Source organism: Micromonospora sp. NPDC049282, assembly GCF_043197045.1.
GTDB lineage: Bacteria > Actinomycetota > Actinomycetes > Mycobacteriales > Micromonosporaceae > Micromonospora.
The window spans coordinates 21,873-44,660 of record NZ_JBICSL010000027.1 but is presented as its reverse complement, the minus strand read 5'-3'; the positions used below and the strand labels follow the sequence as shown (position 1 = coordinate 44,660).

Below are 22,788 nucleotides of genomic sequence, written 5' to 3'. Positions count from 1 at the left end.
AACCTCCCAGATAGCTGTATGGTACAGGTAATTTTCTTGTATCATACAGCTATGAGCGACGACGCCCACGCGAAGGAAGTCACACTCGGCCGGATCGAGACCGAGGTCGCGTTGCTGATGCGGCTCGGCGAGGCCACCCGGCGCGGCACCGGCACGATGGAGCACCGGCTGCTCGACCGGGCCGCGTACGTGATCCTGCGGCACCTCGACGTGGCCGGCCCGCAGAACGTCTCGGCGCTCGCCGCCCGGCTCAACCTGGACGGCTCCACGGTCACCCGGCAGGTCTCCGCGCTCCAGCGGGACGGCCTGATCGCGCGTACCCCCGACCCGGCCGACGGGCGCGGCACGGTGATCTCCGCGACGCCGGCCGGACTCCAGCGGATGGCGGCCGTGCAGGCCGCCCGCACCCGGCTCTACGGCGAGATGCTGGGCGGCTGGTCCGAGACGGACCGCGACAGCCTCGCGGAGCTGCTGCACCGCCTCAACGAGGCGCTCGACGCGCGCAACCGTCGCCGCTGAGGCGATGTCAGGAGGGGCCCCCTGTTGTGCAGAATGCGTCAACCGGGGGCCCCTCCTTCTACGCGACCGGTTCGGGCGCGGAGTCGGCGCGCTCGGCGGCGCTGGTCGCCCGGGGGTCACCCTCGTCGGCGAAGTAGTCGTCCGGGGTGGTGCCGTCCGGGCCGTCGGCCACCTTCGCGGCCCGCAGCACCAGCGTGACCAGCGCGGCCACCGCCAGGTTCACCAGCACCGCGACGATCCCCACGTAGATCGTCTTCTTGGTGTCGAAGCCGAACTCGGAGAGCGGGAACGCCGAGCCGGCGAAGTGCTTCTTGCCGGTCGCCGGGTTGCCGACCTGGTAGAGCATCCACATGCCCAGGCCCATGCCGGCCACCCAGCCGGCGATCAGCGCGTCCCGGTGGAACCAGCGGGTGTAGAGGCCCAGCGCCACCGCCGGCAACGTCTGCAGGATGATCACACCGCCGATGAGCTGGAGGTCGATGGAGAACTGCGGGTCGAGAAAGACGATGCAGGCCACCGCGCCGACCTTCACCACCAGCGAGGCGATCTTCGAGACGTTCGCCTCCTGCGCCGGGGTCGCGTCCCGCTTCAGGTACTCCTTGTAGATGTTGCGGGTGAACAGGTTCGCCGCCGCGATCGACATGATCGCCGCCGGCACCAGCGCGCCGATGCCGATGGCCGCGTACGCCACGCCGGCGAACCAGTCCGGGAACTGCTGGTCGAACAGCAGCGGCACCACCGTGTTGCCGTCCACGCTGCCGGCCTTGGCGCCGGGCAGCGGCTTCACGTTCGCCGCGATCGCCATGTAGCCGAGCAGCGCGATCAACCCGAGCAGCAGGCTGTACGCCGGCAGCGCGGACATGTTCCGCTTGATCACGTCCCGGTTCCGGCTGGCCAGCACGCCGGTGATGCTGTGCGGGTAGAGGAACAGCGCCAGCGCCGAGCCGAACGCCAGCGTCACGTACTGGAGCTGGTTGTTGGCGTTGAGCAGGATGCCGTCGCCCGGTGCCGGGGTGGCCTGGAACTTCGCGTCCGCGGCGTCGAAGATGCTGCCCCAGCCGCCCAGCTTGTAGGGCAGGTAGATCACCGCCACCAGGATCACCACGTAGATCAGCGAGTCCTTGACGAACGCGATGAGCGCCGGCGCGCGCAGCCCGGACTGGTAGGTGTAGGCCGCCAGGATCGCGAACGCGATGATGATCGGCAGATGCCGGGCCAGCGCGCTCTCCCCGGTGACGCCCATGGTCTTCAGCACCGCCTCGATGCCGACCAGCTGCAACGCGATGTACGGCATGGTGGCGACGATGCCGGTGATCGCCACCAGCAGCGCCAGGACCGGCGAGCCGAACCGGTTGCGGACGAAGTCGGCCGGGGTGACGAAGCCGTGCCGGTGCGACACCGACCAGAGGCGGCACAGCACCAGGAACACCAGCGGGTAGATGACGATCGTGTACGGCACGGCGAAGAAGCCGGCCGCGCCCGCCCCGAAGATCAGCGCCGGCACCGCCACGAACGTGTACGCGGTGTACAGGTCGCCGCCGACCAGGAACCAGGTGATCCAGCCGCCGAAGCTGCGACCGCCCAGCCCCCACTCGTCGAGGTGGGCCATGTCCTGCGGCCGGCGCCACCGGGCCGCCACGAAGCCCATGGCGCTGACCAGCAGGAACAGCACGGAGAAGACGATGATCTCGGTGAGATGGTCGCGCCACATCAGAGGTCACCCCGCTTGTTCTTGGTCATCTGGTAGACCAGCGTGGTGGTGCCGACGCCCAGCAGGATCCAGGCCAGTTGCAGCCAGTAGAAACGGGGGAACCCGAACAGCCGGGGTGAGTCGGCGTTGAAGAATGCCGGGATCAGCGGCACCACGATCGGGATGAGGAGCAACCAGTTCCAGGGACTCTTGTCCTTCGCCCGGGATCGCGCCGTGTCCAGCGCCTCCGGTTCCGGTGCGTCCATGTGACACCCTCCGGGAAGTCGTAGCGGTCCATGTGACGGCCGGAGGCTACGACCCGGTGAGCGCGGTCACGTTCGAGTGTCGGACGTCGATGCGCCGAGCGGCCGCCCGGATGCGCCGAACGGCGCTTGCGAACGGCCACTCGGGCCGGTCGTCACAGGTCGGAGAGGTGGGCGGTGTCGTTGACCGAACGGACCGCCACGCCGCCGTCCGGGTACAGGTCGAGCACCGAGACGCCCGCGGTGTCCAGGTAGAGCCGGTGCAGGAACGCGTCGTCGGCGGCGAGCGCGTCGCGCAGCACCAGCTTGATCGGCGAGACGTGCGAGACGACCACCACGGTCTCCCCCGGGTACGCCGACCGCAGCCGGTCCACCGCCCGGCCGGTGCGCTCGGTGACCGCCGTGAACGACTCCCCCTCCGGCGGGCCGATCCGGGTGGAGGCGAGCCAGGCGTCCAGCTCACCCGGCCAGCCGTCGCGCACCTCGGCGAACGTGCGCCCCTCCCAGATGCCGAAGTCGCACTCGATCAGGTCGTCGTCGGGGCGTACCGGCGGGTTGCCGACCAGCGCGGCGATCGCCTCGGCGGTGGCCGTACACCGGGACAGCGGCGAGCTCACCACGGCCGCGACGGACGGCGCCAGCTCGGCCACCCGGGCGGCGGTGGCCCGGGCCTGGGCCCGGCCCCGCTCGGTCAGCGGCACGTCGCCGCGACCGGAGTAGCGCTTCTGCACGGTGCGCTCGGTCTCCCCGTGCCGGACCAGGATCAGCCGGGTGCCCTCCTCGGTCGGGCGGGGCTCCCAGGACGCGGGGATGGTGGCCGGATCGGTGCCGGTGGCCTTCGCGGTGGCGGCGCGGGCGGCCACCTCGCGGGCGGCGGCGCGGGCGGCCGAGTCGGCGCCGGCGACCTCGCGCGGCGGCTCCGCGGCGCGCGGCGCGGCCGGGGCCCGGCCCGCGGCGGCGTCCATGGCGGCGTTGGCCAGGGCGTCGGCGTGCCGGTTGCGCTCCCGGGGGATCCAGGTGAACCGGACGGCGGCGAACCGGCCGACCAGCCCGGCGGCCTGGGCGGCGAGCGGGCGCAGCCCCGGGTGCTTGATCTGCCAGCGGCCGCACATCTGCTCGACCACCAGCTTGGAGTCCATCCGCGCCTCGACCTCGGCCGCGCCCAGCTCGGCGGCGGCCTCCAGCCCGGCGATCAGGCCCCGGTACTCCGCCACGTTGTTGGTCGCCGTGCCGATCCCCGCCGAGCGTTCGGCCAGCACCTCACCGGTCTCCGGGTCCCGGACCACCGCGCCGTAGCCGGCCGGACCCGGGTTGCCCCGCGACCCGCCGTCGGCCTCGATCACGACCGCGCGTACCGCCACCGCGGCTACAGTCCCGACTCGTTGGTCCGGACCATGATCCGGCGGCAGTCCTCGCAGCGGACCACGTCGTCCGGGTCCGCCTTGCGGATCCGGGCCACGTCGGCGCCGGAGAGCTCCAGCCGGCAGCCGCCGCAGCGACCGCCGGTGAGCAGCGCGGCACCCATCCCGGTGTCCTCGCGGAGCTTGTCGTAGAGGGTGACCAGGTCCGCCGGCAGGTCGTCGGCGAGCGGCCGGCGGGAGGTGCGCTTGTACTCCTCCTCCTTGGCAATCTCGGCGAGCGCGTCGTCGCGACGCCGCTCGGCCGCGGACCGGCGCTCCCGGGCCTCGGCGATGCGCCCTTCGATGCCGTCCAGCACGCCCTGCGCGGTCTCCCGCTGCTCCATCAGCTCCAGCTCGGCGTCCTCCAGGTCGCCCTGCCGGCGGTTGAGCGAGACCAGCTCGTGCTGCAGCGCCTCCAGCTCCCGGGCCGGGCCGCTGCCCGAGGCGAGCCGGGCCTCGTCCTTGCTCTTGCGTGCCCGCACCTGGTCGACGTCCTTGTCCAGCCGGGCGATGTCCCGGTCCAGGTCGTCGACGGCCACCTGGGCGCGGACCCGCTCGTCCTCCAGCGCCGACAGCTCGCGCGCGAGCGCCTCCAGCTCGGCCCGTTCCGGCAGGCTCCGGCGGCGGTGCGCCAGCTGGGCGAGCGTGGTGTCGATCGCCTGCAGGTCGAGCAGGCGACGCTGCACCTTCGGGTCAGCCTTCACGGTCGGGGCTCCTTGTCGTCCGGTCGGGGCGCGGCGGCGTGCACGGTCCAGGGGTCGGTGTCCAGGTCGGACACCACGGTCTCGACGCCCAGCTCGCTGGTCAGGTGGGCGGCCAGGTCGTCCAGCCACGGTCGTTCGGTCGCCCAGTGGGCGGCGTCCAGCAGGGCCGGGCCGCCGGCGGCGAGGTGTTCCCCGGCCGGATGGTGGCGCAGGTCCGAGGTGAGGAACGCGTCCACCCCGGCCGCGGCCGCCTCGGCGAGGAAGCCGTCCCCCGAGCCGCCGCTGACGGCGAGGGTACGAACCATACGCCCGGGATCCCCGGCGGCGCGAACGCCCCAGGCGGTGACCGGGAGCACGGCGGCGGCCAGCCGGGTCAGCTCGGCGAGCGTCATCGGGGCGGGCAGCTCGCCGACGCGGCCGATGCCCCGGCCCGGCCCGTCGGCGGGTGAGCCGGGACGGGGCGGGTGCAGCGGGCGCAGCCCGGTCAGCCCGAACCGGGCGGCCAGCGCGTCGGACACCCCCGGGGCGGCCACGTCGGCGTTGGTGTGCGCCACGTACAGGGCCACGTCGGCCTTGATCAGCCGGTGCACGATCCGGCCCTTGTACGTGGTGGCGGCCACCGAGGAGACGCCGCGCAGCAGCAGCGGGTGGTGCGCGACGATCATGTCGGCGCCGGCGGCGAGCGCCTCCTCCACGGTCTCCGGGACCACGTCGACCACGCAGGCGACCCGGCGCGCCGGGTGGTCGGGCTCGCCCAGCACCAGACCGACCCGGTCCCACTCCTCGGCCCAGCCGGGCGGGTAACGGCGGTCCAGGGCGGCCACCACGTCGGCGACCGTGGGCGGGGATCCGGTTGTGCTCACGGCCGGCCAGCTTACCGGCGCCCGGCGGTCGACACGTCCACGGCGGTCGAGCGGGGCCCCCTGCACCACCGAATGCGTTGACAAGGGGCCCCGGCTTACACCTCAGGCGACCGGCGCGACCGGCCGCGCCGCGCCGCGCAGGGCGGCCAGGCCGGCGTCCCACGGGAAGGCGTCCAGGTGCCGCTCGCCGGTGCCGGGCGGGTGCAGGCGGACCACGTGGTCGCCGAAGACCACCCGGACGCCCCACTCGGCGAGCCGGGTCAGGCTGGACCGGAACGCCGGATGCCCGGCCATCGCCACGTTCGTGTACGGGACGGCCGCGATCGGCACCCCGAGCCCTTGCGCCTCGACCAGCAGGCCGAGCGCCAGGGTGTCGGTGATGCCCACCGCCCACTTGTTGACCGTGTTCACCGTGGCCGGGCAGACCAGCATGGCGTCCGCCGCGGGCAGCACGTCCGGGTCCCCCGGGTTCTTGTAGTGCGTACGGACCGGGTGGCCGGTCTGCCGGGCCAACGCCGTCCGGTCGACGAACTTCGCGCCGTCCGGCGTGGTGACCACGCAGACCGCCCAGCCGTCGGACTGGGCGAGGTCGACCAGCCGGCCGACGTGACGGGCCAGCGGCGAACCGCAGGCGATGACGTAGAGCACCCCGCGGTGCCCGGTGCTGGTGTGCGGACCGCTCATCCGGCGGTGCCCGCGCTCATACTCCGACTCCCATGTGCTCAGCCAACTCCGCAATCGGCAGAGGCGGCGTACCCCGTGTGCGACGGAGGACCTCGGACATGAGTTCGTGCGCGATCGGCCGGCACCGGATCTCGGAGGGCGCGAGTCGGTCACCCTGCAACAGCATGTCGCCGGCGTTGCCGACGTCGCCGATCTGCGAGTAGGCCCGGGCCAGGTCGAGCAGGTGGTGGGCACGCCGTTCGGGCAGCAGCGCGTTGAACGCGTGCCCGTTCATCCGCTGGTGGGTCTCCACCGCCCGGCCGCCGTCGCCCAGCTCGACCGCCGCCGCGGCGCGGTGCAGCTCCAGGTTGGTCGGGCCGAACGAGGTCCAGTAGTGGTTGTGGTCGCCGCCGAGCAGGACGGCCGCCTCCGCGGCGCCGCTGAGCAGGTCGTCCACGGTCGCCGAGTCACCGATCCGGGCGGCGGCCATCGCGCCCTGGAGCAGCAGCATGCCGTAGACGGAGAGCCGCTTGGGATCGGCGTCCTTGTCGCCGCAGGGGGCGAGCCGGTCGGCTATCCGCACGTTGAGTTCGAGCGCGGGGCGGGGGCGACCCATCGCGACGAGGGCGTTGCAGACCCGGGTGGTGGCGATGCCGGCGAGCAGCGGGTCGTCGGCCCGCTGGGCCACCGCCATCGACCGGTCGGCGGCCAGCCAGGCCAGGTTGCACTCGCCCAGCTTGCGCAGCACCGAGGAGGCGATCTGGTAGACCTGCCCGAGCAGGTGGGCGGCCTCGCGGCCCTGGTCGTCGCCGCCGTACGTGGCGTCGGCCGCCTGGGCGTCGCGCAGCAGCTTGGGCAGCGCGCGGGTGAGCATGCCGTAGCGGCCGTACTGGTAGGTGAGCCAGGCGTGGTTGACCGCCTTGCGCATGTCGTCCAGCGGCGGCGGGTAGGGCGCGGCGTCGAAGTAGGCGCTCATCGAGTCGTAGCGCTCCAGGGCCGTGCGGATCTCCTCCACCTCGACCTGGTCGATGCAGTTGAGCGCGTCGGTGCGCCGCTCCGGGTCCTTGCCGTGCAGCAGTTGCACGTCGATCTGGAGGATGTCGGCGATCTCGTAGAGCACGGAGAACTTGTCCAGCCGGCGGACGCCGCGTTCCACCTTGTCCACCCAGCTCTTCGACTTGCCGAGCCGGTCGGCGAAGACCTGCTGGGACATCTTGCGACGGCTCCGCCAATAGGCCACCCGCCGGCCTATGGGTAGTTCGTCCATCCCTGCCCCCTCCCCCTGTCGACGCCGGCCACCACCCCCACGTCCACCAGGTTTGCCCTGGTCGCACAGGTTGTGCGTCAGCCATCCAGCCAGTCCTCGTACTTTTCGTGCAAGTTGCACCAGCCGTTCGTCAACTCAACGATCGCGGGTTACGGCAGTGACGGTTCTCGACGTGTGGCGGTGGACGGATTCGGTGGGGCGAGAGGGGATGGCACATATGTGGGGGAACGTCCGACCGCGCGTCGCTCACCTGTCGCCGCTGGAGCGGGTGCGGCTGCGCCGGGTCGCCGTCCGGTACGCGCTGCACGGCTGGCCGGTCACGCCCGGCGCCTGCCTGGCCAACCGTCGCTTCGTCTGCGGCCGGGCCGGCTGCCCCACCGTGGGTTGCCACCCGGCGCTGGAGAACTGGGAACACGCGGCCAGCGCCGACCCGGCCCGGGTGGCCACCTGGTGGCGCAGCCGACCGCACGGCGTGCTGCTGCCCACCGGGCACGCGTTCGACGTGCTGGAGGTCGCCGCGCACCTGGGCCGGCGGGTGCTGGACACCGTCGCCACCCACCCGGCCGGTCTCGGCGTACGCGGGCCGGTGCTGGTCACCCCGACCGGCCGCTGGATGTTCCTGGTCCGCCCCGGCGACCCGCTGCGGCCGGAGCTGGAGCACTGCTTCCACGTGGTGCGGCACGGCCCCGGCTCGTGGATCCCGGCCCCGCCGACCCGGCTCCCCGAGGGGACGGTGCGCTGGGCGGTCGCCCCGGAGCAGGCCCGGTGGCAGATGCCCGACTCCTACCTGGTACAGAACGCGCTGATCGCGGCGTTACGCGCGGCCGGGATCACGCTCACCCCGGACCTGTTACCCGGCCACCTCCCGCTGCCCCGGCGCGGGCGCTGACCCGACGGTTGCCCGACAGCGACCTCCCCGCCACCGCACTCGTTGTGTCTGGCGAGGGCGCATCCGCGCCAGAGCGGGGGTTGAGAATGTCCAAGGACGACGCGGCCCGCCACACCGGCGGCACCGAACCACCGCGGCACCACCGTCGCCGCCCGCACCCGTGGACCTTCACCCGCCCACGCGGTGCCCGCCCCGGCTGCCCCCGCCCACCGGGCTCCCGCCCGGCCATCCTCCACCGCCCCCTCCGCTGACCCCCCGGGTCAGGGGGTTACGGGGAGGGTGCGGGAGTGGAGGAGGCGGGCGTCGTCGGTGACCACGGCGTGCTGCCAGGGGGCCGGTAGGCGGTCCAGCCAGGCGATGCCGGGTTCGCCCATGGCGACCGCTGCCGTGGCGTACGCGTCCGCCTCGCCCAGGTCGGGGCCGACCACGGTGACCGAGCGCAGGCCGACCGCCGGTGCGCCCCGGCGCGGGTCGATCACGTGGTGCCCGCGTTCGTAGACCCCCGAGGTGGCGACCGCCAGGTCGGTGCCGGTCAGCACCAGGAAGGTGGCCGCCGGGTCCCACGGGTGCCGCACGCCGATCCGCCACGGCTCACCGGCGGCGGTACGGCCGCGTACCCGCACGTCGCCGCCGGCGTTCACGCAGTGGTTCGGGGCGCCGGCCGCCACCAGCCGGTCCGAGGCGACCTGCGCCGCCCAGCCCTTCACGTAGCCGGACGGGTCCAGCCGGCCGGTCGCGTACGCGTCGAAGAAGCCGTCCGTGGACGCCCACAGGTCGGCGCAGCGCTCCAGCACCGCCCGCAGGTCGCCGGACGCCTCGGCCAACGGCAGCTCGCCCCGCTCCAGCCGGCACACCTCGCTGTCGTCCCGGTAGGTGCTGAACCGCGCGTCCACCTCACGCATCCAGTCGAACGTCCGCCCGGCCAGCTCGTGCAGCGTGGCGGCGGGCAGGTCGTCGGCCAGGTCGAGGCTGATCGCCGTACCCATGATCTGCTCGACCCGACGCAGGCCGGGCCGACCGGCGGCGGCCGGACTCACGCCTTGTCGATCGCGGCCTGCAGCGACTGCTTGTAGGCGGTGCTGGTGTAGGTGGCGCCGGAGACGGTGCTCAGGTTGGCGCTCTGCTTGGCCACCACCTCGCCCGAGCTGCCGCTGTAGCGGGCCTGCACGTCGTCGCTGCGCTGCCCGGACTGGCCGCCCAGCGGCATGCCGGTCGCGGTGGCGTCGACGATCCGGCTGCCGCTGAGCGTGATCCGGACCTGGAGCGAGCCGTACTCGTAGCTGACCGACGGCCCGGTGACCGTGCGGGTGGTGGGCTTCGGCGCCTTCGTGGTGGTCCTCGGCGCGGCCGGCGCGGTGCTGGTGCGGGTGCTGCTCCGGCTGGCCGGCTTCCGGTCGGCGGACGGCTTGGCGCTCGGCTTCGCCGACGCGCCGGGCGTCGCCGAGACGCTGGGCGCGGCCGACGGACCGGCGGCCGCGCCGCCGGGCGCGGGCGAGCCGCCCGGCGCGACCGGGGCCTGCGCGGCCGGCAGGTCCTGGGCGGTGGCCGGCCCGGCGCCCGGCCCGCCCTTGAGCACCACCAGGGCGGTGGTGCCGGCGGCCAGTCCGGTGATCGCCAGGAGCGCGCGACGCATGATGGGTGCCTCTCTACAACTCGAACGCGGTGAGGTGGATCTGGCGGCGGGGCACGCCCGCCGCCCGCAACACCTTGACGGACTCGTCGACCAGGCCGCCCGGCCCGCACAGGTAGACGTCGCGGCGGGTCAGGTCCGGCACCAGCCGGCGCAGCCCCTCCGGGTTCATCACCTGGCGCGGCCCGGGATCGTCGCGGCGGCCGATGACGTACCAGACCGAGGTCTGCCGGGCCTGGGCGAGCCAGTCCAGCTCGCGGTGCAGCAGCACGTCGGCGGGCTGACGCGCCCGGTAGATCAGCGCCGCGCCCGGCGGCAGCTCCTCAAGCATCGCCCGCAGCGGCGCGATGCCGCTGCCACCGGCGATGAGCAGGGCCCGCTCCCGGGTGCGGTGCGCCGCGGTGAACGTGCCGAACGGGCCCTCCGCCCAGACGCGGGTGCCCGGGGTGAGGTCCCGCAGGTCGGCGGTGTGCTTGCCGACCACCTTCACGGTGAGCCGCAGCCAGCGGTCGTTGGCCGCCGCGGAGAGCGAGAACGGGTGCGACTGCCACCAGCCGCCGGGGTTGAGGAAACGCCAGCGGAAGTACTGGCCGCCGAGCAGGTCGATCTGGTTGAGCCGGTGCCCGGTCAGGTAGATCGAGATGGTGTCCGGGCTCTCCGCCACCACGTCGGCCACCCGCAGCCGGTGCCGCAGGTTGAACGCCAGCGGCGAGATCACCCGGCCCCACAGCAGCGCGGCCACCACCAGCAGGTACGCGGCGATCCAGCCGGTGCGCACCGGCCCCGGCTCGTAGAGCTGGGCGCCGTTGCTGAACTGGTGCGCGTAGCCGAGCAGCAGGGTCAGGTAGCTGGTCAGGTGCAGGACGTACCAGAGTTCGTAGGGCAACCGGCGACGCACGCCGCGCACCGCGGTGAACCCAACCACCACCATGACGCCGGCGGCCACGAACGCGGAAACCATGTCCTCGTAGTCGGACAGCAGCGCGCCGACCTCGCCGAACACGGAGTTGCGCTCCTGCCGGGCGTAGCCCACCACCAGCAGCGCCATGTGGGTCAGCACCGCCACCAGCAGCGTCGCGCCGAGGTCCCGGTGCAGCCGGGAGATCCGCTCGCCGCCCAGCGAGCGTTCCAGCACGCCGAGCCGGCTCATCGCCAGCACCTGCACCAGCAGCAGGTAGCCGGCGATCAAGCCGGTGATCCGGCCACCGGCGGTGAGCAGGTCGGCGGTGTCGGCCAGCGAGCCGGCCGGGGTGTCCAGCCACCACGGCAGGACGGCGGCGACCAGGCCGAGCCAGAAGAGCGCCGTCAGCGCCCGCCGGCCGCCGGGCCCGCGACGCGGCCGGCCGGGTGGTACGGAAGCAGCCGGACGGCCGCCGTACGGGGCGGAGTGCCCGGTACGGCGGCCGGCGGCGTGGGTGTCCTGATACGTCACGCGTACATCTTGATCGGGGCGAACTTCTGCCGTGGGAAGACCTTGTCCACCTGGGCGGCGGTCAGGCCGAAGCGGCCCTGGGCCACCGACCCGTAGACGTTGAACATGTTGTTGTACTCCGGCACGTCACCGCTGTCCAGCTTGCTCAGCCCGTTCCAGGTGCCGAGCAGGGAGCCGGCGAGCTTGCGCCCGGACAGCACGGTGACCACACCGCCGTGCCCGTGGTCGGTGCCGCCGCTGTTCGAGGCGACCCGCCGGCCGAACTCGCTGGACACCATCACGGTCACGTCCGAGGCCTTGTCGCCCAGGTCGGTGAAGAAGGCCGCCATGGCGTTGGCCAGCTCGTTGAGCCGCCGCCAGAGCTGGCCGCCCTCGCTGGTGCCCTGGTTCTCGTGGGTGTCGTAGCCGCCCATGCCGACGGTCGCCACCCGCACGTTCGCCCCGCCCTTGATGAGCTGGGCGAGCTGCTGGAACGCGTACCCGACGCCCTCGTACTTGACGCCGGCCGCGGCCGTGTACGGCTTGGCGGCGAGCTTCTGCGCGGTGGCCAGCGCGCCCATGCCCTCGATGACCGCGTCCTCCACCGGGTGGTTGATCCCGGTGAACAGGCCGCGGATCGCCTTCTCGGTGGCCGCGCGGTACTTGTCGTCGCCGTTGAGCCGCAGCTCGCCGACGCTGTTGAGCGCGAGCGCGCCGTTCACGCCGACCAGCGAACGGGGCAGCGTGCTGCCGATGCCGACGCTGCGGAACGCGGTGCCCTTGCCGAGCGCGTCGACCAGGCTGTCCAGCCAGCCCCGGCCCCCGGTTTCGCCGGGCAGGCCGCCCAGGTTGCAGGCGTCGGCGGCCTGGAAGTGGCTGCGGGACAGCCGCGGGTCGGACACCGCCGGCACGAAGCCGAGCTGCCCGGCCTTCAGCCACTTCTCCAGCGGAGCGAACGCGCTGGTCAGCTTGAAGCCACGGTCCAGCGCCAGCGAGTCGTTGCCGAGCAGCAGGTCGGGGCGGGCCTTGCTGAGCACCGCGTCGTTGGCCGGCGCGACCAGGCTCAGCCCGTCCAGCCCGCCGTAGAGGAAGACGTGGATCAGGGTGCCGGTCTTGGTCGCGGCGAACGACGCCGAGGTGGTGACGAACTGCGCGGTGGCCAGCGCGGTCGCGGTGGCCGCGGCGCCGGCCACGAAGGTACGCCGGGTGACGCCCCGGCCGTCCTGCTGGGCCTCCTCGACCTCCTCCAGCCGGCGGTACCGGTCCGTCTCGGCCGCGTTCTCGGCCGCGACGATGTCCGCCTCCGCGCGCAGCAGCGCCTCGGCCGGGTTGTCGGCCAGCCGCCGCACGTCGGGGCATTCGGGGTGCAGGGGGTACGGGTTCACGGTCATCTCCATCGAATGCCTCACCGGAGGTGGTGCTGGGGGGACGCGAGGATCGTCCGCGCGACCGCGGCGATGGCCCCGTTGAAGGTGGCGTCGACCTTGGCGCCCTCGGACACCCCGGCCACGGCGAGCACGAGCTTCTTCTCCTTGGCGCTGAGCTTCTGGTGCACCAGCTTCTGCGCCAGCGCGTCCACGTACGCCCCGGCGGTCGCCGGCGGCTTCGCCACCAGCTTCTCCGGCTTGACGTAGGTGAACTGCTTGCGCCAGCCGCCGAGCAGCTCGCCGGCCTCGTTCCAGCCGTCGACCATGGTGCCGGCCGAGGTCCACGCCAGGTAGACGTCGGCGTAGCCGTCCGGGGTGGGCTTGCCCATCGGGTACTGGCCCAGCTCGCGCATCTTGTCCTGGACCTGCCGCAGGCCCTGGGCGAACGGCGTGCGCCGCTTGTCGCCGTCGAACCCGGCCGTCGCGTCCGGCCCGACACCGAGCGACCGGTACGTGGCCACCAGGTACTCCATCGGGCGGCGCACCTTCTGGCCGACCGCGGCCCAGAACTCCGAGGAGCTGAACAGCGTCGCCAGCACCGGCCGGATGTTGCCCTTGTTGGTGGTGTACGCCTTCGCCAGCCGGTCCACGATCGACTTCGGCGGGGTGTCGGAGACGAACCGGGTGGCCAGGTTCTGGGCCACGTACCGCGCGGTGGACGGGTGCAGCGCGATGTACCGGATGTAGGAGTCGATCACCTTGTCGGCGACCTTCGGGTCGTTCGAGTTGTTGGCGTGGGTGAACCCGAGGATCTTCACCTTGCCGACGTAGTGCCGGTCGGCGAAGAACATGTACTTGCCGTCGGCCACGCCCCGGCCGGTCTGCAGCATGGCGGCCTGCCGCACGTCCTTCTCGGTGTAGCCGCCGTCGACGCCGACCGAGTAGAGCTCCAGGTTCTCCCGGGCCAGGTTCTCGTTGATCGCGTCCTTGCGCGAGTCGACCTGGTTCAGGTAGAGCAGCAGCGCCGGGTGCTTGTTCGCGGCGACCAGCATGTCCGGGTAGCTGCCCAGCGCGTGCTTGCGGATGACGTCCTTGTCGAACGAGTTGCGGTACGTCTCGCCGCCGTCGAAGTCGGCCGCCACGTGCAGGAAGTCGTTCCAGAAGTCGACCATCACCTCGAACAGCTGGCGGTCGGACCAGATCTGCCGGGCGATGGTGGCGTCCACCGTCTCCCGGGCCGGGTCGACGCCGCGCTCGTTGAGCTGCTCCCGCTGTTCGCGGAGCTGGGTCGGGCTGAGCTTGAGCGAGGGCAGGTCGGCCAGCTTCAGCTCACCCTTGGTCGGGGCGATCTTCTCCGGCTCGAGCTGCTGGCGCAGCCAGTCGTCGATGCCGAGCTTCTTGATGTCGGCGATCAGCTTCGGCGTGGGGCCGAACGTGGCGCGGCGGGCCAGATGGGTGATCGGGTCCTTGGAGAGCACCGTCTTCACGGTCACCTCGGTCGCCGCCGCGGCGGCCGCCGGGCTGCCGAAGAGCCGGCCGCCGGCCGGGGCGTTGCGCTTGAGCGCGGCGCCGGCCCGGGAGCCCATGTAGCTCTCGTTCTGCTCGGTGTAGGTCCGCACCGTGCTGGGCTGCTGGCCGCTGGGCCGGGCCTGGGTGCCGTCGGTGGTCACCGTGCCGGTGGCGTCACCGGCCGCCGGGCCGTCGGAGAACAGGCCGCGCAGCTGCGGGGAGAGGGCGAACGCGGCGCCGCCGGCGACCACCGCCGCGCCGCCGAGCGTGGCGAGGGCACGGCGCCGGCCGCGGCTCGGGGCGTCGTCGGAGTCGTCGTCCAGCATGGGCAGCCCCGGTCCGGCCGGCGACTGGTACCCGCCGGCGGGCTGGGCGTAGCCGCCCTGGGGCGCGGGACCGGCGGGGGCGAAGCCGTTCGGGCCGACCCACTGCGGGCCCGGGGCGGGCGGGGGCACCGGCGCGGGGTACCCGCCGGCGTACGGTGCGGCGGAGTCCAGGTCGCGGTGCCCGTCCGGGTGGGGGTGCTGGTATCCGTCCCAGCCGCGGTCGTCCCTGGATCGACGCGGTGGCACGTTCAGGTCGGCCATGTACCTATCCCGTTTTCTTCGAGCGCCGGCACGCCTGCCACCCGGGGGTTGGGTGGGAGGGGCGGCGACGGTTGCCGGAGAGTTGCTACGGGAAAGTAGCCAGGCCACCCCGGCAGCTCAAGGCAGGCCGGAAGCGCGCCTGCGCGCACTTAAGACGGTGCTCAGGCCCGATGCGAGGTGCCGACCGCCGCGGGCACCGCTCACCGCCCGTCCGGAGCAGGGCCGACCCGGGCGCGGACCGCCCGGACGCGAGGTTTCGTCCCGACGGCACGCCGCCGGCCCTGTTCACGACAACAGGGAAACTTAAGGAACGGATAAGCCTGCGCTGAGGTGCCCGCCCGTGCGTGCACGCCTGCCCGACCCGGCGAAACAAGCAGCAGCGGCGGCGCGTGACCCCCCTCCGATCCGGGTATGCCGCCGAACCGCTGAAGCCGTGAGGGGAAGGCACACCGCCATGCTCAGCCAAGAGGATCAGCGCAGGTTCGAACAGATCACCCGCCAGCTACGGGAGAGCGATCCGCGGTTCTTCGCCCGGCTGGACAGCCGGATCAAGGGCCGCCGGGGCCGGTACATGATGCTGATGACGATCGTGCTGTGGGCGTCGCTGCCGGCGATGACCGTGCTGGCCGGGCGGTTGGCCGGGGCGATCTGCGCCATGGTGCTGATCGCCAACGCCGCCCTGATGTGGCGCTTCCGCCGCCGCCTGCTGTGAGCGCAAGGAAGGCCCCCTGTCAACGCATCCGGTAGCGGAGGGGCTTCCGCTCAACCGTTCGGTCCTTCGCCGAAGGCCCTCGGCGACGTGGCTTCGCCGCGACCGAAGGCCCGGTACGCGCGGCGGAGCCGCTCGGCCAGGCCCGGACCACCGATCTCCGCCCCGGGCGGGCCGAGCTGCCGCAACAGCAGCTCCGGGCCGGTGTCCAGGGTGGGCGGCCGGTCGGGCAGCGCCACCGGCGAGAGCCAGAACCGGTCCAGTTCCTCCGCCGGCTCGACCGACGGCAGCCCGGCCAGCGCCCGCGCGGCGCCGGCCACCGACGTCCCGATCGGCGGCTCCGCCGGCCCGGTCACCGCATCCGTCGCCCCCGTCGACGCGGCCCTGAGGACCGCGGCGCCGCTCGGCGCCGCCGCGCCACCGGATCGGGCGCCGCGCAGCGTACGCAGCCGGTCGAGCAGCTCGCCCCGGGCCCGGCCGCGCCAGTGCAGCAGCTGGAACGGATCGGCGTCGAACGCCTCGGCGAGCAGGTAGAACGTGGCCGCCAGGTGCTTGCACGGCACCGCGAAGTCGGGGCAGCCACACCGCTGCGCCAACGCGCCGACCTCGGCCGGGAACAGCGGCGCGCCCGCCGCCACGAACAGCTCCTCCAACTCGGCCGGCAGGTCACCGGCGAGCAGCCGGGCGCTGAAGAACGCCTGCCCGGCCAGCTCCGCCTCGATCCGCCGCCACACCACCTCCGGGTACGCGGCCAGCCCGATCCGCACCGGGTACGGATCCGGCCGGGATCCCTGCACCTCGGCGGTGACCACACCGGGCGAGACGTCCAGCCGGAGCACCTGACCCCGGCGCGCGTACGCCCGGCCGCGGGTGAGCCGGGAGCCGAGCGCGAACGACTCCAACACCTCCAGGAAGCGCCGGGACCACCAGGACCGCCCGATCGCGCCCCGGGTGCTGCGCGCCCGCAGCCCGCCCTCGACCCGCCGCGGCGGCCCGTAGTCCTCGAAGCGACCGCCCGTGCTCACTCGACCACCGCCCCGGCCTCCAACGTGAACAGTTCGCGCAGCGTGTCGGTGGACAGCTCGGTGACCCACTGCTCCCCGCTGCCCACCACCGACCGGGCCAGGCTCCGCTTGTCGGCGATCATCGCGGCCACCTTCTCCTCCACGGTGCCGGCGCAGACGAACTTGCGTACCTGCACCCGCCGGCGCTGGCCGATGCGGAACGCCCGGTCGGTGGCCTGGTCCTCGACCGCCGGGTTCCACCAGCGGTCCACGTGCACCACGTGGTTGGCCGCGGTCAGGGTGAGCCCGGTGCCGCCGGCCTTGAGCGAGAGCACGAACAGCGGCGGGCCGTCCGGGGTCTGGAACCGGGCCACCATGGCGTCCCGTTCGGCCTTGCCGACGCCGCCGTGCAACAGCAGCACCTCCCGGCCGGTACGCGCCGACAGGTGCCCGCGCAGCATCCCGCCGAACTCGGCGTACTGGGTGAACAGCAACGCCTTCTCGTCCGCCGCGAGCACCTCGTCGACGATCTCGTCGAGGCGTTCCAGCTTGCCGGAGCGCCCGGCCAGCGCGGAGCCGTCGTGCAGCAACTGGGCGGGGTGGTTGCAGACCTGCTTGAGCCGGGTCATGGTGGCCAGCACCAGCCCTCGCCGTTCGATCCCGTCGCTGGACTCGATCTTCGCCATCATGTCGTCGACCACGGCCTGGTAGAGGGCGGCCTGCTCGGCGGTGAGGTTGCAGAGCACCTCCATCTCCAGCTTCTCCGGCAGGTCCGTGATGATCGACGGGTCGGTCTTGAGCCGGCGCAGCACGAACGGGCCGGTCATCCGGCGCAGCCGCTCGGCCACCTCGGCGTCGCCGTGCCGCTCGATCGGCTCGGCGAACCGCTTGCGGAACGCCGCGGCCGGACCGAGCAGCCCCGGATTGGCGAACTGCATGATGGACCAGAGGTCGGCGAGGCGGTTCTCCACCGGCGTACCCGTGACCGCGACCCGGTGCCGCGCGGGCAGCGACCGGACCGCCTCGGCCTGCCTGGTCGCGGCGTTCTTGATCGCCTGCGCCTCGTCCACCACCACCCGGTGCCAGTCGACACCGGCCAGCTCGAACGCGTCGCGGGCGGCCACCGAGTAGGTGGTCAACACCAGGTCCGCCGCCCGCACGGCGGCGGCGAACTCCTCGCCCCGCGCGCGCTCGGCGCCGTGGTGCACGTGTACGCGCAGGCCGGGCGCGAACGTCGCGGCCTCCCGCTGCCAGTTGCCGACCAGCGACATCGGACAGACCAGCAGGGTGGGCCCGGTCTCCGGCGGGTCACCGGCGAGCAGCGCGAGCAGCTGGACGGTCTTGCCGAGTCCCATGTCGTCGGCGAGGATCCCGCCCAGTCCGAGCGACTGGAGGAAGACCAGCCAGGCCAGCCCGCGCCGCTGGTACGGCCGCAGCGTCCCGACGAAGCCCGGTGGCGGATCGGCCGGGGTGAGCCGCCGCTCCGCCTCGCCGGCCAGCAGCTCGCCGAGCGCCCCGTCGGCGACCACGTCCAGCACCGGCAGCTCGCCGCCGCGGTCCTCGCCGGAGAGCCCCAGGCGCAGCAGGTCGGCCACGGTCAGCTCACCCGCGGACCGGAGCAGCCGCAGCCCGGCCTCCAGCCGTTGCGGGTCCAGCTCGACCCACCGGCCGCGCAGCCGCACCAGCGGCGACTTCAGGTCGGCCAGCGAGGCCAGCTCCTCGGCGGTCAGCGGCTGGTCGCCGAGGGCCACCTCCCAGCGGTAGTCGACCAGCGCCTCCAACCCCATCGCCCCGACGGTGGTGGCGACCGCGCCCGGCGCGGTGCGGCTGCGGGCGCGCAGCCGGGCGCCCAGGCGGGACGAGGAACGCCGCCACCAGGACGGCAGCAGCACACCGAAGCCGGCCGCGTGCAGCACGGGCGCTCCCTCGCGCAGGAACCGGTGCGCGCCGTCGGCGTCCAGCTCCATCCCCTCGGGTGCGGCGGTACGCAGGGCCTCGTCCACCTCGGGCCAGAGCCGGCTGGCCCGGCCCAGCTCGGCCAGCAGCGTCTCCTGCGGGTCCACGCCCCGGGCGGCGAGCGCGGGCGCGGGCCGCTGCCAGATGTGCCCGGCGTCGACCACCAGCCCCGGCTCGTCGGCCGGGTGCAGACCGAACTCCACCTGCCAGGTGCCGCCCTCGACCAGCTCGGCGACCGGGTCGGTGGGCGGTTCGACCAGGCGGAACGTGGCCCGTACCGGGCCACCCGCGGCGTCGCGTTGCCAGGCGTCGAGTTCGGCGCGCAGCGTCGCCAGCGCGGCCGGCTCGGCGGTGACGTCGCGCTCCGGTCCGGTGAGCGCGGCCAGCCAGCGCGGCACCGGGCCGCCGGGGCGCATCCCCCGGTGCAGTCGCGTGTCGGCCAGGGCCGCCCGGGCCGCGACGTCGGCCAGCGCGTCCAGCGCGTCCGCCACCAGCGCGCCCGGCCCGGCCTCGTCGGCCTGACCCGTCCAGGCCCGGCCCGCCGCCGCGCCGTTCGCGCGAGCGCCGGCGCCGGGCGACCGCACCGCCGGCGTTCGGTCGCCCGGCGTCGTGGGCACGGCTGCCGTCCCGGGTACGCCGGAAGCAGCCGGCTGCCACTCGCGGGTCGCCGGAGGGTTGCCGTCCGGTGGTTCGGGTGCATTTGTTGTCGCCCGGGCGACGACGGGTGCACCCGAACCGGCCGGTTGCCACTCGCGGGCGGCGCGGGCCGCCGGGGGCAGGGCCGACGCCAGGTCCCGGGCCCAGGCCGCGTCGGTGCCGGTGAGCAGCGGCCGCCAGAGCGCCCGCGCGGTCGCCACGTCGGCCTCGTCCACCGCTCGCAGTCGACGCCGGGGCCCGGCCGGGTGATAAGAGGTGGCCCCTTCTATACCGGAGGCGTTGAGCGGGGGCCCCTCCTTCTCGCTGAGGGCGGGGAGCAGGCGGCCGCGCGCGACCAGGTCGGCGGCGAAGTCGGCCAGTTCGGCCAGGTGCCGCAGGCTCGCCCCGATCGGGCCGGGCCAACCCGCGCGCAGCAGCGGGTACGCGTCGTCCGGGGCGTACGCCAGGGCGGGGACCCGCCAGCCGGCGCGGGTGACCGGGCCGCGGACCGGGTCCTCGACGGCGGCCCGGACCAGCTCCGGCGAGTCCACCGGCGAACCGGCCCGGGTCGGCAGCCCGAGCAGCACGGAGATCGGCTCGCCCGGTGCGCCGTCGAGCGCGGCGGCCAGCGTGGCGTGGTCGGCGGCGAAGGGGTGCGGCCGTTCGCGCGGGGCGCGGCCGGGCCGGCGCGGCGCGCGGGCGGGCCGCGTGCCGTCCTCGGCCCACAGCGCGAGCCCGGTGCCGGGCAGCCACAGCCCGTGGATGACCAGCACGCACTTTTCCCCTCGACGACGCCCGGGGCCAGGATAGGCGGCCGGGCGCGGATATCGTCGGCGCCATGGTCGACCTTCTCGTGATCGGCGGGCTGGGCGTGGACGTCCGCGCCCGGGTGCCCGCGCTGCCGCTGCCCGCCGCCGACTCGCTGACCGTGCCCCCGGTCGAGCTGCGGATCGGCAACACCGGCGCCGGGGTGGCGCTGGCCGCGCACGCGCTCGGCCTGCGGGTGACGCTCGTCGACGTGCTGGGCGCGGACCCGGCCGGCGACGTGGTGCGGGCGGCGCTGGCGCGCACCACCGTGCGGACCGTGCTCGTGGACGCGCCCGCCGGCACCCGGCGCTCGGTGAACCTGGTCGACCCGGCCGGTCGCCGGATGTCGCTCTACGACCCCCGGCCCTGGTCCGGCCCGGCGCCGTTCGCCGACGCGGAGCTGGCCGCGCTGGTCGCCGAGGCGGCCCACGTACACGTGTCGATCATGGATTGGGCCCGGGACGCGCTGCCGGTGCTGCGCGGCGCGGCGCCGGTCTCCACCGACCTGCACGACTGGGACGGCGAGAACGACTACCACCGCCCGTTCGCCGAGGCCGCCGACCTGGTGTTCGTCAGCGAGGTGAAGCTGGGCGAGCGGGCCGGCAAGGAGGCGGCCGCGCTGGCGCCGCGCACGGTGCTGGTCACCGGCGGGGCGGCCGGCGCGACGCTGCACACCCCGGACGCGCCGCCGGCGCACGTGCCCGCCGCCACCCCGCCGGCGCCGGTGGTGGACACCAACGGGGCCGGGGACGCGTTCGCCGCCGGCCTGATCGCCGCCCGGCTTCGCGGCGCCGACCCGCTGGAGGCGGCCCGGTACGCCGCCCGGGTCGCCGCCGCCGCGTGCACCCACGACGGGATGGAGTATCCCGACGGGCTGCTCCCCCGGGGCTGATGCTCAGATCGCGCCGGTCTCGCCGTCGGTCAGCTCTCGCAGGATGTCGGCGTGCCCGGCGTGCCGGGCGGTCTCCTCGATCAGGTGCACCAGCACCCAGCGCAGCGACACCTCGCCGAGCTGCGGGTGCGGCACCACGTGGTCGAGGTCGAAGCGCGCGGCGATGGCCCGGGATCGGGCACCGGCCGCCTCGTAGGCCGCGGCGAGCCCGGCGACCGTGTCGTCGGGGCCGAGCGTGTGGCTGGCGTCGGCGTCGGCCTGGGAGGTGAGGTAGACGTCGCCCGGCTGTGGGTCGAACAGCCGGACGAACCAGTTGGTCTCGACCACGGTCAGGTGCTTGAGCAGCCCGGCCAGGGTGGTCAGCGAGGGCACCAGGCGCCGGGCGGCGTCGGCGTCGGAGAGGCCGCGCGCCTTGCGAAGCACGGTGGCGCGGTGGAAGTCGAGGAACGCGTCGAGGATCGCCCGTTCGTCGCCCGTGCGGGCGAGGACCGGACCGAGGGTCGGATCGGCCGTCGGGGTTGCCATGTCGGGACCCTAGTCGCCGGACCGGGCGGCCCGCTGCCCCGCTATCCGCTGCGCGCGCCCGCCGCCCGGGGCAGGATGGGCGCATGGCTTCCTCGGTGCAGATCCCCCTGGTGGGCGGCGCGGCCGACGGTGACAGCGTCACGGTCGAGCTGGACAGCAACGGCCGCCCGCCGCTGACCCACCACCACCTCGGGCCGGGCGGGCTGGCGGAGGCGCAGATCTACGAGCTGCAGTCGGGTGACCGGCCGGGTCACGAGTGGGTCTACACCTGGCGCGGCCCGGCGGTCTGACCGGGCCGGCTCAGGCCGCCGGGGTCAGCGTCCGGGCCCGGATGCTGTCCAGCACGCTGCGGGTCACCTGCGAGGTGGCGCGTGCCTGCTCGCAGGCCTCCGCCACCCGGCGGGCGGTCTCCTCGGCCCGGGCCGCCCGCTCGTCCCACAGCCGGTCCACCTCGGCCAGCAGTGGGCCCTCCACCTCCCGCTCCATGCCGCGCAGCGCCGGCACGCCGAGCCGCTGGGCCAGGTCGAAGACCTTGCCGGCGTACGGCAGCGGCAGGAACGGCGTGTTCATCATGGCGGCGAAGATCAGGAAGTGCAGTCGCATGCCGACCGCGAGGTCGAAGTGGCGCATCAGGCCGAGGACCTGCGCCGGGCGGTAGTCGCCGTGCAGGATCCGGCCCCGGTCGGCGGCGATCATGTGCGACAGCACCCCGTGCGAGTGCCGGATGTCGTCGCGCTCCATCGGCACGAAGAGCACGTACGCGTCGATGCGGTGCACCAGGAAGTCGCCGATCTGGGCGAGCAGCCGGTGGTAGCCGTCGACGTCGAGGCGTTCCGCCGCCCGGCCCGGCTCGCGCACGCTGAGCCCGACCAGCCGGGAACCGGCCGGTACGCCCTCCTCGCGCAGCCACTGCGCGGGGAACTCCTCCGGCTCCAGCAGAAACGCCGGGTCGGCGGTGACGGTGATCGGGTTGATCAGGCCGGCCTCCTCCAGCACCATCCGGGACTCCTGGTCGCGGACGGTCACCTCGACGGCCTGCGCGAGCGTCTCGCGCACCATCCCGGTGTCCACCCCGTCGGTGAGCGGGCCGACGCCGACCGCGTAGGTCAGCAGCGGCAGGCCCCGCTCCTGGGCGACCCGGACCACCCGCAGGTAGCGCCGGGCCTCCTTGTCGTAGAGGATCCCGCCGCCGCCCAGGACGAGCAGGTCGAGCTGGTCGAGCACCTGGGACGAGTCGACCCGGCTGACGCCCTCCCAGGGCACCGCCTCGACGTCGGGGTGCGCCAGCGCGGTGTGCGCCGGGTTGCGGGAGAACACGATGATCCGCGCGTCCGGCTCGTGCTGGCGCAGATCGGCCAGGAGACCCGTGAGGATCGCCTCGTCGCCGAGGTTGCGACCGCCGTACGACCCGAGCACGCCGATGGTCAGTCCGGTGCCATCCCTCATCCGATGCTCCTTCCCAGGGGCGTCTGGACGGCGTTCCCGCAGTTCGTGGTC

Annotated in this window: 21 protein-coding genes; 5 read left to right on the top strand and 16 right to left on the bottom strand. The window is 74.0% G+C overall.

Annotated features, from left to right (window positions below):
• Window positions 1-51: 51 nt before the first annotated feature.
• Window positions 52-519, top strand: coding sequence for a MarR family winged helix-turn-helix transcriptional regulator (locus ACGFI2_RS28940; RefSeq protein ID WP_393522882.1), 468 nt, complete (start codon window positions 52-54; stop codon window positions 517-519).
• A 58-nt stretch (window positions 520-577) separates the two neighbouring features.
• Here ACGFI2_RS28940 and mctP read toward each other — a convergent pair whose 3' ends face one another.
• The 7 genes from mctP to ACGFI2_RS28905 form a co-directional block, all read right to left on the bottom strand.
• Window positions 578-2,230 (bottom strand): monocarboxylate uptake permease MctP, encoded by a 1,653-nt coding sequence (gene mctP / locus ACGFI2_RS28935; RefSeq protein ID WP_393522879.1) that lies wholly within the window; start codon window positions 2,228-2,230, stop codon window positions 578-580.
• The gene (locus tag ACGFI2_RS28930; RefSeq protein ID WP_393522876.1) at window positions 2,230-2,475 is read right to left on the bottom strand and encodes a DUF3311 domain-containing protein; all 246 of its coding nucleotides are present in this window, start codon (window positions 2,473-2,475) and stop codon (window positions 2,230-2,232) included. Before ACGFI2_RS28930 ends, mctP begins: the two co-directional genes overlap by 1 nt.
• 152 nt (window positions 2,476-2,627) lie before the next feature.
• On the bottom strand, window positions 2,628-3,833 hold the full coding sequence (locus tag ACGFI2_RS28925; RefSeq protein WP_393522874.1) for a bifunctional RNase H/acid phosphatase: 1,206 nt from the start codon (window positions 3,831-3,833) through the stop codon (window positions 2,628-2,630).
• Window positions 3,834-3,838: 5 nt separating this feature from the next.
• A complete protein-coding gene (locus tag ACGFI2_RS28920; RefSeq protein ID WP_393522872.1) occupies window positions 3,839-4,576 on the bottom strand; it encodes a zinc ribbon domain-containing protein in 738 nt (245 codons plus the stop codon).
• A complete protein-coding gene (locus ACGFI2_RS28915) occupies window positions 4,573-5,439 on the bottom strand; it encodes a Nif3-like dinuclear metal center hexameric protein (protein WP_393522870.1) in 867 nt (288 codons plus the stop codon). The genes ACGFI2_RS28920 and ACGFI2_RS28915 overlap by 4 nt, the downstream gene beginning before the upstream one ends.
• Before the next feature lie 102 nt (window positions 5,440-5,541).
• Complete coding sequence (locus tag ACGFI2_RS28910; protein ID WP_393522868.1) at window positions 5,542-6,123, bottom strand: flavoprotein; 582 nt, start codon at window positions 6,121-6,123, stop codon at window positions 5,542-5,544.
• Window positions 6,124-6,139: 16 nt separating this feature from the next.
• On the bottom strand, window positions 6,140-7,369 hold the full coding sequence (locus ACGFI2_RS28905) for a helix-turn-helix domain-containing protein (protein ID WP_393522865.1): 1,230 nt from the start codon (window positions 7,367-7,369) through the stop codon (window positions 6,140-6,142).
• A 217-nt stretch (window positions 7,370-7,586) separates the two neighbouring features.
• On the opposite strand from ACGFI2_RS28905, the gene ACGFI2_RS28900 reads away from it, so the two are divergent.
• Complete coding sequence (locus ACGFI2_RS28900; protein WP_393522862.1) at window positions 7,587-8,258, top strand: bifunctional DNA primase/polymerase; 672 nt, start codon at window positions 7,587-7,589, stop codon at window positions 8,256-8,258.
• 260 nt (window positions 8,259-8,518) lie between these two features.
• Here the strand turns inward: ACGFI2_RS28900 and ACGFI2_RS28895 are convergent, their stop codons facing one another.
• From ACGFI2_RS28895 to ACGFI2_RS28875, 5 genes are read right to left on the bottom strand one after another with little or no spacing between them, the layout of a single operon-like run.
• Window positions 8,519-9,244 carry an FAD:protein FMN transferase gene (locus ACGFI2_RS28895; protein WP_393522947.1) on the bottom strand — a complete coding sequence of 242 codons (726 nt, stop codon included), beginning with the start codon at window positions 9,242-9,244 and terminating at the stop codon, window positions 8,519-8,521.
• A gap of 47 nt (window positions 9,245-9,291) precedes the next feature.
• Entirely contained in the window at window positions 9,292-9,891 is a 600-nt protein-coding gene (locus ACGFI2_RS28890; protein ID WP_393522859.1) for an FMN-binding protein, read from the bottom strand.
• Window positions 9,892-9,904: 13 nt separating this feature from the next.
• Window positions 9,905-11,320, bottom strand: a complete 1,416-nt coding sequence (locus ACGFI2_RS28885; RefSeq protein ID WP_393522857.1) for a ferric reductase-like transmembrane domain-containing protein — start codon at window positions 11,318-11,320, stop codon at window positions 9,905-9,907.
• A complete protein-coding gene (locus tag ACGFI2_RS28880) occupies window positions 11,317-12,690 on the bottom strand; it encodes a DUF1501 domain-containing protein (protein WP_393522944.1) in 1,374 nt (457 codons plus the stop codon). The genes ACGFI2_RS28885 and ACGFI2_RS28880 overlap by 4 nt, the downstream gene beginning before the upstream one ends.
• A 14-nt stretch (window positions 12,691-12,704) precedes the next feature.
• On the bottom strand, window positions 12,705-14,762 hold the full coding sequence (locus tag ACGFI2_RS28875; RefSeq protein WP_393522854.1) for a DUF1800 domain-containing protein: 2,058 nt from the start codon (window positions 14,760-14,762) through the stop codon (window positions 12,705-12,707).
• Window positions 14,763-15,216: 454 nt separating this feature from the next.
• Here ACGFI2_RS28875 and ACGFI2_RS28870 point away from each other — a divergent pair, with 454 nt between their 5' ends.
• Window positions 15,217-15,474, top strand: a complete 258-nt coding sequence (locus tag ACGFI2_RS28870; RefSeq protein WP_393522851.1) for a DUF3040 domain-containing protein — start codon at window positions 15,217-15,219, stop codon at window positions 15,472-15,474.
• Window positions 15,475-15,524: 50 nt separating this feature from the next.
• On the opposite strand, the gene ACGFI2_RS28865 is transcribed toward ACGFI2_RS28870, so the two are convergent.
• Both ACGFI2_RS28865 and ACGFI2_RS28860 read right to left on the bottom strand, forming a co-directional pair.
• A complete protein-coding gene (locus tag ACGFI2_RS28865) occupies window positions 15,525-16,496 on the bottom strand; it encodes a hypothetical protein (RefSeq protein WP_393522849.1) in 972 nt (323 codons plus the stop codon).
• Window positions 16,493-19,840, bottom strand: a complete 3,348-nt coding sequence (locus tag ACGFI2_RS28860) for an SNF2-related protein (RefSeq protein WP_393522846.1) — start codon at window positions 19,838-19,840, stop codon at window positions 16,493-16,495. Before ACGFI2_RS28860 ends, ACGFI2_RS28865 begins: the two co-directional genes overlap by 4 nt.
• Before the next feature lie 65 nt (window positions 19,841-19,905).
• On the opposite strand from ACGFI2_RS28860, the gene ACGFI2_RS28855 reads away from it, so the two are divergent.
• The gene (locus ACGFI2_RS28855; protein WP_393522843.1) at window positions 19,906-20,766 is read left to right on the top strand and encodes a carbohydrate kinase family protein; all 861 of its coding nucleotides are present in this window, start codon (window positions 19,906-19,908) and stop codon (window positions 20,764-20,766) included.
• A gap of 3 nt (window positions 20,767-20,769) precedes the next feature.
• Here ACGFI2_RS28855 and ACGFI2_RS28850 read toward each other — a convergent pair whose 3' ends face one another.
• A complete protein-coding gene (locus ACGFI2_RS28850; protein ID WP_393522840.1) occupies window positions 20,770-21,291 on the bottom strand; it encodes a DinB family protein in 522 nt (173 codons plus the stop codon).
• Window positions 21,292-21,374: 83 nt separating this feature from the next.
• On the opposite strand from ACGFI2_RS28850, the gene ACGFI2_RS28845 reads away from it, so the two are divergent.
• A complete protein-coding gene (locus ACGFI2_RS28845) occupies window positions 21,375-21,581 on the top strand; it encodes a hypothetical protein (RefSeq protein ID WP_393522837.1) in 207 nt (68 codons plus the stop codon).
• 10 nt (window positions 21,582-21,591) lie between these two features.
• Here ACGFI2_RS28845 and ACGFI2_RS28840 read toward each other — a convergent pair whose 3' ends face one another.
• Window positions 21,592-22,737, bottom strand: a complete 1,146-nt coding sequence (locus ACGFI2_RS28840) for a polysaccharide pyruvyl transferase family protein (protein ID WP_393522834.1) — start codon at window positions 22,735-22,737, stop codon at window positions 21,592-21,594.
• Window positions 22,738-22,788: the final 51 nt, after the last annotated feature.